The 10,141-nt window shown below is 31.3% G+C and carries 9 protein-coding genes, 3 tRNA genes and 1 rRNA gene; 7 read left to right on the forward strand and 6 right to left on the reverse strand.

The features are described from left to right. A 16S ribosomal RNA gene (locus Q0370_RS06415) occupies positions 1-929 on the reverse strand; the annotation flags it as partial. A 353-nt stretch (positions 930-1,282) separates the two neighbouring features. Beyond that, positions 1,283-2,839, reverse strand: a complete 1,557-nt coding sequence (locus tag Q0370_RS06420) for a Mur ligase family protein (protein ID WP_299573615.1) — start codon at positions 2,837-2,839, stop codon at positions 1,283-1,285. Positions 2,840-3,002: 163 nt separating this feature from the next. Between Q0370_RS06420 and Q0370_RS06425 the strand changes: the two genes are divergently transcribed. From Q0370_RS06425 to tsaD, 6 genes are all read left to right on the forward strand, one after another. Further along, a tRNA-Leu gene (locus Q0370_RS06425) sits at positions 3,003-3,090 on the forward strand. Positions 3,091-3,112: 22 nt separating this feature from the next. Then, a tRNA-Met gene (locus tag Q0370_RS06430) sits at positions 3,113-3,189 on the forward strand. A gap of 3 nt (positions 3,190-3,192) precedes the next feature. Next, a tRNA-Met gene (locus Q0370_RS06435) sits at positions 3,193-3,269 on the forward strand. 77 nt (positions 3,270-3,346) lie between these two features. After that, positions 3,347-3,634 carry a putative quinol monooxygenase gene (locus Q0370_RS06440; RefSeq protein ID WP_299573617.1) on the forward strand — a complete coding sequence of 96 codons (288 nt, stop codon included), beginning with the start codon at positions 3,347-3,349 and terminating at the stop codon, positions 3,632-3,634. A 275-nt stretch (positions 3,635-3,909) separates the two neighbouring features. Then, positions 3,910-4,953: a glycosyltransferase family 9 protein gene (locus tag Q0370_RS06445; RefSeq protein ID WP_299573619.1), complete on the forward strand. Its 1,044-nt coding sequence runs from the start codon at positions 3,910-3,912 to the stop codon at positions 4,951-4,953. A gap of 47 nt (positions 4,954-5,000) precedes the next feature. After that, complete coding sequence (gene tsaD, locus Q0370_RS06450; RefSeq protein ID WP_299573621.1) at positions 5,001-6,023, forward strand: tRNA (adenosine(37)-N6)-threonylcarbamoyltransferase complex transferase subunit TsaD; 1,023 nt, start codon at positions 5,001-5,003, stop codon at positions 6,021-6,023. A gap of 168 nt (positions 6,024-6,191) precedes the next feature. On the opposite strand, the gene Q0370_RS06455 is transcribed toward tsaD, so the two are convergent. The 4 genes from Q0370_RS06455 to Q0370_RS06470 form a co-directional block, all read right to left on the reverse strand. Further along, positions 6,192-7,016, reverse strand: a complete 825-nt coding sequence (locus Q0370_RS06455; protein WP_299573623.1) for an HAD family hydrolase — start codon at positions 7,014-7,016, stop codon at positions 6,192-6,194. Positions 7,017-7,039: 23 nt separating this feature from the next. Then, entirely contained in the window at positions 7,040-7,852 is an 813-nt protein-coding gene (locus Q0370_RS06460; protein WP_299573626.1) for an HAD family hydrolase, read from the reverse strand. A 117-nt stretch (positions 7,853-7,969) separates the two neighbouring features. Beyond that, complete coding sequence (locus Q0370_RS06465; protein WP_299573629.1) at positions 7,970-8,332, reverse strand: response regulator; 363 nt, start codon at positions 8,330-8,332, stop codon at positions 7,970-7,972. A 40-nt stretch (positions 8,333-8,372) separates the two neighbouring features. Next, positions 8,373-9,179, reverse strand: a complete 807-nt coding sequence (locus Q0370_RS06470) for an HAD family hydrolase (RefSeq protein ID WP_299573632.1) — start codon at positions 9,177-9,179, stop codon at positions 8,373-8,375. A 135-nt stretch (positions 9,180-9,314) separates the two neighbouring features. On the opposite strand from Q0370_RS06470, the gene Q0370_RS06475 reads away from it, so the two are divergent. Further along, complete coding sequence (locus tag Q0370_RS06475; RefSeq protein WP_299573635.1) at positions 9,315-9,791, forward strand: thioredoxin family protein; 477 nt, start codon at positions 9,315-9,317, stop codon at positions 9,789-9,791. The last annotated feature ends 350 nt before the right edge of the window (positions 9,792-10,141 follow it).

A 10,141-nucleotide genomic window follows, 5' to 3' on the forward strand; every position in this document is an offset into this window, starting at 1 on the left:
TTAAACCACATGCTCCACCGCTTGTGCGGGTCCCCGTCAATTCCTTTGAGTTTCAGCCTTGCGGCCGTACTCCCCAGGCGGATTACTTATCGCATTTGCTTCGGCACGGACACTCTTCATGCCCACACCCAGTAATCATCGTTTACAGCTAGGACTACCAGGGTATCTAATCCTGTTTGCTCCCCTAGCTTTCGCACTTCAGCGTCAGTTACCGTCCAGTGAACTATCTTCATCATCGGCATTCCTGCACATATCTACGAATTTCACCTCTACTCGTGCAGTTCCGTCCACCTCTCCGATACTCTAGCCCTGTAGTTTCCGGGGCAGGCCTGCGGTTGAGCCGCAGGTTTTCACCCTAGACTTACAGGGCCGCCTAGATGCCCTTTATGCCCAATAATTCCGGATAACGCTTGCGACATACGTATTACCGCGGCTGCTGGCACGTATTTAGCCGTCGCTTCTTCTGCAGGTACCGTCACTTTCTTCTTCCCTGCTGAAAGCACTTTACAATCCGAAAACCTTCTTCGTGCACACAGAATTGCTGGATCAGGGTTGCCCCCATTGTCCAATATTCCCCACTGCTGCCTCCCGTAGGAGTAAGGGCCGTATCTCAGTCCCCTTGTGGCCGTTCACCCTCTCAGGCCGGCTACCTATCATCGCCTTGGTGGGCCGTTACCCCACCAACTAGCTAATAGGACGCAAGGCTCTCCTGCAGCGTCTCCTTTCATCAGGCCGGCATGCGCCAGCCTGACAATACCAGGTGTTATCAGTCGTTTCCGTCTGTTATCCCTGTCTGCAGGGCAAGTTCCTTACGCGTTACTCACCCGTCCGCCTTGGCTAGACTGCGCAAGCGCAGCTTCGCCAATGACTTGCATGTGTTAAGCATTCTGTCAGCGTTCATCCTGAGCCAGGATCAAACTCTTCATTCAATATATTTCTCATATATTTTATTTCCACCTTAGTCTTGACGAGTTTCTTGCCTTACAGGCAAGTGCTCTTGACTTTTATTTATATCTTACACATTGTTGCTTCTTCTATTCTTATCTTCTATTGTCCTGCGACACTTTTTCGTATCGACAAGATATATATTATCATATCCCCTCCCCTTTGTCAACTACTTTTTTCCATTTTTTTAAAGTTTTTTTCATACGTGTATCATACAGTCAAATGCAATACCTGTAGCATATTAAAAAACATAGTAAAAATAATACTCCAATGCCTCCATTTATACTCAAAAGAGTGCAATTCTTACTATGCTTGTTATAATAATCTAATTATTAGATTAAATATTGTTTTCCTCTTCTAAAATTTTTCTTACTGTTTCTCTATCATCAAAATGAATTTTTTGGGTTCCAATTATTTGATAATTTTCATGACCTTTTCCCGCAATTAATAAACTGTCTCCTTTTTTTAGTAATTTTATTCCATGTTTTATTGCTCTTTCTCTATCTGAAATAATTAAATATTTATCAAACGGATATTTTTCATCTATAAGTCCTTTTTCTATATCTGCTAAAATATTTATTGGATTTTCTGTTCTAGGATTATCTGACGTAAGAATAATATAGTCACTAAATTGAATAGCCGCTTTTGCCATTTTGGGACGTTTCTCGTGATCTCTGTCTCCTCCTGCACCAAATATTGTTATTACTTGGTTATCCGTAATTTGTTTTAGTGTTTTTCCAACATTTAACAATCCATCATCTGTATGTGCAAAATCTACTACAATTCTTGCTTCCATATTGTTTTTTATTGTTTCAAATCTTCCTGGTACAGCTGGCATTGTTTCTAATTTTTTAATAATATCGTTCATTTTAATACCAAAAGATAATGCTGAAGCCACACACCCAAGAACATTATATAAATTGTATTCACCAACCAATCCCATTTCAAATTTATACTCTTCTTCGTATTCTTCATCCTCGTATTCATCATCACGATCTGTACCTTTAAAATGCGAATTTATTTTTTTTAAATAGTTTTTCAAATTTATCTTTACTTTCATTCCATTATTTGTGTAATTTAGAATATCTCCTAAAATATCAGCCTCTTCATTTTTTATACTTACTGAAATATAATTATCTTTATTTTTTTCAGAATAAATTTTAGCACCATGTTCATCGTCAATATTAATTATACCTTTACCATTATTTTTATCATGTCTCAACATTGAAAATATTTTTTTCTTGGCATTAAAATAATTTTCCATCGTTTTATGAAAATCCAAATGATCTTGTGTTAAATTTGTAAATATTGCAGAATCAAATTTCAACATGTCTACACGGCCTATTTCTAAAGCATGTGAACTCACTTCCATTATAAAGTAATCTGCACCTTTTTTTACGCTTTTATCAATCAACTTAATTAACTCAAGTGATTCAGGAGTAGTATTTACTGTTTCAAATTCTTCATCTAAAATTCGATTTCCAGTTGTACCGATTCTAGCTGTTTTTTCTAAAATATTTTCCAAGATAAAACTTGATGTAGTCTTTCCATTCGTTCCTGTAATTCCAATAATTTTTATTTTATTTTGTGGATAACCATAATAATTAGAAGCTATTATCCCTAATTTTTTTCGTATATTTTTTACTAAAATAAAACTTACATCATCAGTATTTTTATATTCCGAAATATTTATATTTTTTTCAGTTATTATTATCTTAGCTCCACTGTCAATTGCTTTTTGAATAAAATTATGTCCGTCTACAGTATTTCCAGCCATAGCCACGAATATAAAATTTTCTTTAATTTTTCTAGAATCATATTCAATACCTTTTATTTCAAACTTTTTACCTTCCTTAAGAATTTCATATTCTACATCTCTAAATATTTCATTCATTTATACTTCTCTCCCTTTTCAAAGAATCTTAAAATTCTTGAATTTATTTTCATAAATATATTTTACCACTTTAAGTAAAAAAAATCTAGAAAAAAAAGTTGTTGACAAATATAGAAAAATACTATATAATACTATTCGTAAGTTTACTTTTTAAGTAAAATAAGCCTTGGTGGCGAAATCGGTAGACGCACAGGACTTAAAATCCTGTGGGAATTTATCCCGTGCCGGTTCAAGTCCGGCCCGAGGCACCACTTAATAACAAACTTTCATTGTCGCGGGATAGAGCAGCATGGTAGCTCGTCGGGCTCATAACCCGAAGGTCGTTGGTTCAAATCCAGCTCCCGCCACCAAATGCCTAGATAGCTCAGTTGGCTAGAGCATACGGTTCATACCCGTAGGGTCGGAAGTTCGAATCTTCTTCTAGGCACCATTATATTAATTATGTTATGCTTACAATTGATGTAGGTATTTTTTTTTATAAAATATATCTGGAAAGGAGATCAATTTATGATTCATATATTAGCAAGTTTTGAAGTGAAAAATGATAAATTATCTGATTTTATAAGTCTTTGTAATGAACTTATAGAGAAAAGCCGTAAGGAAAAAGGATGTATTTCATACCATCTACAACAAAATACCGAAAAAGAAAATCATTTGGTATTTGTTGAGGAATGGGAATCTAATGAAGCTATTGAACAGCATAATGCAAGCGAACATTTTACTAGAATTGTACCATTATTAGTAGAAATGTGTGAGAATGCTCCAATTATTCAGACTTTTAATAAATTAGTTTAAAAATTTTTGAAATACAGTTGATTTATTGACTGTATTTTTTTGTTTTACAATTATATCATTTTGAAACTTAGATTTGCGATGTTATCAGCTTTATTGTTCAAAAATTAATTGTTTAACATAAAAATATGTTGAAAAATGCTTGACTAATAATAGGTTTAAGTTATAAAATATGAATAAAATCAAACTTAAAATATAAAGTTATTTTACTCAAATCTTGTGTTTGTTTTATTAAATGAAATGAGTAAAATAATATACTTATTTAGAAAAGGAAAAATATGAAAATATTAATAATAAGATTTAGTTCATTCGGAGATGTGGTTCTTACAACTCCAGTGATAAGGGCAATTAAAGAGAAGTATCCAGAGGCTGTAATAGATTTTATAGTTTATAATACTTTTTCTGAGGCAATTTCATTGAATCCTGAAATTAGAAATTTGATAATTTTTGATAAAAAGAAAAGCAAGGATAGAAATTATATAAAAAATATTGTAAATAAACTAAAAATAGAGAATTATGACTATGTTATTGATTTACATTCCAAATTTCTTTCTAGAATTATTGGAAAAAGCCTTGAAAACAAGAATACTCAGTATTGCCGATATAAAAAGAGAAAATGGTGGAAAACTATACTTGTAAAAGCGAAACTTATTACATATAATGCAGATTGTACAATTGTTGAGAGTTATTTTACAGCATTAAAAAAATTGGGGATAAGTTTTTCTGACAAAAATATGAAAAATGGATTTGGAGATAATCTGGAATTTTATATTGATAAAGAAATGGAAGAAGAATTTGTACAAAAATATGATTTGAAAGATAGAAATTATTTTGTGCTAGCTCCAGGAGCTTCTAAATTTACGAAAAAATGGCCTTATTATGATGAACTGGCAAAAAAGATTCTCGAAAATGAAAGTAAATTTGTAAAAAATAATGAAAAATTGAGAATTTTTGTGATTGGCGGAAAAGAAGATGCGAATGTTGTAAAATCTGATGGAGATGAACGAGTGATTGATTTGTGCGGGAAAATTTCTTTTAAGGAAAGCGGAATATTGCTGAAATATGCCAAAGCAGCAATTGTAAACGATTCAGGCCCTTTCCATATAGCTAGAGCCGTAAAAGCCAAAACTTTTGTATTTTTTGGACCAACTGATCCGAAATTATTTTCCTTTGAAAAAAATACATTTTTGTTGAATAATCCAAACTGTCCGCCACATTCACTTTATGGAGATGATAAATTTCTTAAGAAATATGCAGATTGTATGGCTGGAATTTCTGTAGAAACTGTATTTGACAAAATTATTAAGGAATATGACAATTAAAAATTGAAGAGAAAAATGAAGAAATAAAAGAAGAAAGAGAGAAAATCATGAAAATACTTGCATTTGAAACATCCTGTGATGAAACTTCCGTTGCAGTTGTAGAAGACGGTAAAAAGATTTTAAGCAATATTATTTCCACTCAGATTGATATTCATAAGGAATTTGGAGGAGTAGTTCCTGAAATTGCCTCACGGCATCACATTGAGAATATTTTACCAGTATTTACTGAAGCTCTGGAAAAAGCAAACTGTAAATTAAGCGATATTGATTACATCGCTGTAACAAATACTCCCGGACTTATCGGTTCCCTGCTTGTAGGCTTGATGTTTGCAAAATCCTTGAGTTATGCCAACAACATTCCACTACTTCCAGTAAATCACATTAATGGGCATATTTTCTCAAGTTTTATTGATAACGATGTAAAATTACCTGCAATATCACTAGTTGTATCAGGCGGGCATACAAACTTGTATTATATTTTCGAAGAAAATGGAAAAATAATTACTGATTTGCTTGGTGAAACATTAGACGATGCCGTTGGAGAAACTTATGATAAAATTGCAAGAATATTGGGATTAGAATATCCAGGAGGACCACATATTGATAGACTATCAGTAAATGGAGAAGATATTTTAAAAATAAAAAAACCAAAAGTTGACGGCTACAACTTCAGTTTTAGTGGAATAAAGACTTTCATAACTAATTATGTAAATAATCAAAAGATGAAAGGTAATCCCATTTCAAATGAAGATATTGCAAAATCTCTTCAGGAAATTATTGTAAATATCTTATATGATAAAATATTGATAGCTGTAAAGGAAAAAGATGTGAAAACGATACTTGTCGCAGGTGGTGTTTCAGCAAACAGAAGGCTTCGTGAGAAATTTTTAGAATTTAAAAATGTTCAAACTAATGAAGGGAATCAAATAGAAGTTCATTTTCCAAAAATGGAATATTGCACTGATAATGCAGCTATGATAGGTGTTGCAGCTTATTATGACTTGAAGAATAATTCTCAAATTGAACTAGAAAAACAATATGATGTAGATGCGATTTCTACTAAAAATTAGAAAAACACTAATGGCACAGTCAATAGGAAATATCGTTTTGGTTGTGCCAAAATAATAAAAAAATAATCACTACTATTTACTATAATAACGATTATTTCGAAATTTGTTTAGAATTTTTTTATCAAACAAATATTATTGCGATACTAATTTAATCTTTTTTCTGTAAAATTAAAGGTTTTTTGCTCTTTCCAAAAACAATTCCTGTAATTTCACAGCTTCTCCATCTTCCGTATTTTCTCCAACAAATTCAAAATCTTTTGGTAACAGTTTTCTTAGCCTGTCAATAGAATTTCCCATTGCATAGCCTTTTCCAACCATTGTAAGCATTTCAAAGTCATTTTCACCATCTCCAAAGGCCACCGCGTCCTTTAATTCCAATCCTTCCCTTTCTAGCAGGAATTTTGCCGCTGCTCCTTTATTTGCACCTTTTGCCATAACTTCCATACAGTAATCACTAACAAAGATAACATTTACATCATCTGTTATTTTCAAAATGGCTTTTTCCAAGTTTGTAAGCTGCTCATGATTTCCAATGTAGAATATTTTTAATATATCCAAATTTTTTAGTTCATCTTTTGGAACTTCTTTAAAATCAACTTTTACATCTCTTGGAATTCTGTCATACACTTTTTGAGCCGTTCCTTTTGTGATAATCCAGTCATTTCCTGAAAAAATGTTTAGGTGTGAACCTTCAGCAATATTTTCATAATCAAGTTCCAATATTGCTTTTGCTGCTTTGCTTGACAATCCTTTTTCATATATCATATTTCCATCTGCATCAAAAATTCTTGCACCATTTGCTGCTATAACTGGAATCTTTACTTCAAGCTGTTCAGTCACATATCCTATCTGATCATAGCTTCTGCCTGAGGCAATATAAAAATTTATTCCTTTTTTTATTATTTCCTTTATTACATTTTTAGTAAATTTAGTAACATGATGACCTCTGCTTAGCAAAGTTCCGTCCAAATCACTAATAACTGCTTTATACATAAGTTTTCCTTCTTTCTTCAATCTTATAAATCAAATATTTCTCGAACTTTTTTTGCCATTCCATCATTTGCATTGCTTTCAATAATCTCTGTGTCCATTAATTTTTCGAGTAATAAATAAATCGAATTTTCCATTGCAAATCCAAGCCCTGTTTGAGTTATCAAGTCATAGTCATTCAGTCCGTCCCCAAATGAAACAGCATCCTTCAATATCAATCCATCTCTTTCCAGCACCACTTCTGCCGCTTTGGCTTTGTTACAATCTGCAGGAAAAACCTCCAGACTTCCTTCATTTGCAAATAAAAGACTTATATTTTCCTCACCAATTATTCTTTTTATTTCATTTTCCAGTTCCAGTAATTCGTCATGATCTTCTCCAAGGAAAAAGATTTTTGTAAAGTCTTGTTTTTTAAATTCTTTTGGGGTAATCTGTTGTGGGTATCTAGTTCTGTCAGGCTTCTTGTTATAAAAATATTCCCTCAAATCTTCTGTAACAAACCAGTTTGGTCCGGCATACCCAGTTATAATAATATCTTTTCCAAATGACTTATAATCAATATTCAGAACTTTATCCAAATATTCTCTTTTTAGTTTATTTGAAAAAATCTCATTTCCGTTTTCATCAAAAGCAACAGATCCATGTGAAGTAATCAAAGGGACTTGTACACCAAGCTCATCCATAGCTTCCTTTGCTCCTAAATAATTTCTTCCAGTTGCAATATAAAACTTAATTCCTTTTTTTAGCAGCAGTTTTACTGTTTTCCTAGTAAATTCACTTACTTTATGCTCTGCATTTAAAAGTGTTCCGTCCAAATCAGTTACAACAGCCTTAAACATTTGATTTTTTCTCCTTTTCTAAGTTTACATATTTTATTTTACTAAACTATTTTCTATAAATACTAAAACAAATAAAAAATCATTATATTTAAAAATTTATAAAGACAAAAAAACAAACTACAAAAATAATTTTGAAAATTCATTCATAAATTCCTCTTCATCAAAAGGCTTTGATAAAAATGCTTTTGCTCCAGCTTCTTTTCCCATTTTCATATAATTTGGGAACATAACCATTGTGCTGCAAATCATAATTTTGGCATCCTTATCAAAATCCGTGATGACTTGTGTGGCTTTTAATCCATGCATTCTTGGCATATTTATATCCATTGTTACGATTGCAGGATTTACTTTTTTATACATTTCCACAGCTTCCAATCCATCGCCTGCTTCAAATACCTTGTATCCCTGTTCCTCTAAAATATCTTTTATATCTTCTCTAATATAAGATGTATCATCTACAACTAATGCTACTTTGTTCATTATTTACCTTCCCTCTCTTATTTATTCATAAAATACTTTTTTAAAGATTAAAAATTTTCCTTACTTTCTTAGCCATTCCATCATTTGCATTACTTTCGATAACTTCTGTATCTGTCAATTTCTCAAGCAATAAATAAATCGAATTTTTCATTGCAAACCCTAATCCAGTTCGAGTTATTAAATCATAGTCATTAAATCCATCTCCAAATGAAACAGCTTCTTGTAATGTCAATCCGTCTCTTTTTAATAAAAATTCTGCTGCAACAGCTTTATCACAGTCTTTTGAAAAAATTTCCAGACTTTTTTCATTTACAAATACTATATTGACTTCTCCCTTTGTTATCCTCCGGACTTCCTTTTCTATTTCCAGCAGTTTTTCGTGTTTGCCTAAAAAAAATATTTTTGTAAAGGCAAGTTTTTCAAAGTCCTCCCATTCAATCTGTTCCGGATATTGCTTTCTATTCGGCTTTTGAGCATAAAAATAGTCCCTGGCATCTTCTGTTACGTACCAATGATTGCCTGAGAATCCATTTAAAATTATTCCCTTGTCAAATGATTTATAGTCAATTGAAAAAATTTTATCCACGTATTTTTGCTCAATATTGTTGATGTAAATTTCTAAACCATCTTCATCTATAATTCTAGCGCCATTTGATGTAATTAGTGGTATTTTAAAGCCAATTTCATCCATTATCTCTTTTGCACCAGTGTACCCACGTCCAGTTGCAATATAAAATTTTATTCCTTTTTTTAGCAATAATTCAATTGTTTCTTTCGTAAATGAACTAACCTTATGCTCTTCATTTAAAAGTGTTCCATCTAAATCACTTACAACAGCTTTATACATAATAAAATTTCCTCCTATATTGATTTTAACACATTCCACCAAAAATTTGAATTAAAATTTTAAAAACTTGCAAAAATTCATACAATAATGATACAATACTAAAAGAAATAAAAATAAATTTGTGAGGTGAAAAATATGGGAACATTTGAAGATTATTTAAAATTTGAAGTAACTGAGGCAGAAGAAGATAAAAAGCAATTAAGAATTATAGAAAAAATTTCTTTATCTGAAGAAACTAAAAAAGCTATCAAAAATATAGATAAAGACATTACAATTATTGCAGTAGCACAGGTTTACTGCCCAGACTGCCGTGCAACTATCCCTTTCCTAAAAAAATTCAGTGACTTGAACAACAAAATAAAAATTGACTATCGTTCAAGAGAAACTGCCAAAGAATTTTTTCCAGATACAGATGAAAGAATTAAAATACCTACATTGATTTCATATGTTGATGGAAAATATAATACTTTTTGGAATGAATTTCCAGCTGTAGTAAAAAAGGAAATGGATAAAAATCCAGAAAATTTTGAAGACATTAAATACAATTTTAGAATTGGAAAGTTTAATGCACAAATTGAAAAAGAACTAGTTGACTACTTAACTTCTTTATAAAGAAAAAAAGCAGGGAATAAGAAGATTTACATCCTCTTTCCTTGCTTTATTTTTTCTCTTTTAATTTATACTATCTATTTCTGAACTTTTTCTGCTCGTCCTTGATTCTTTATAAAATCTTCATAACATAACAATATTTAAAAAAGTTATTTCTCATCTATAAAAAATAATTTTTTTGTCCTTTAAGTTACAGTTAAATATTTTTTATAAACTAATCATAATTTTTGAATTAGATTTTCCACCCTTTTTCCCATGTACAACTACTAAATCCATTTTTTTATATTTATTTATATCAATTGTCAATATATTCATCTTATTTACATAAATATTTTTAAATACATCATTCAATC

The organism is uncultured Leptotrichia sp. (assembly GCF_938036635.1).
In the GTDB taxonomy this organism is placed as follows: Bacteria; Fusobacteriota; Fusobacteriia; order Fusobacteriales; family Leptotrichiaceae; genus Leptotrichia; species Leptotrichia hongkongensis.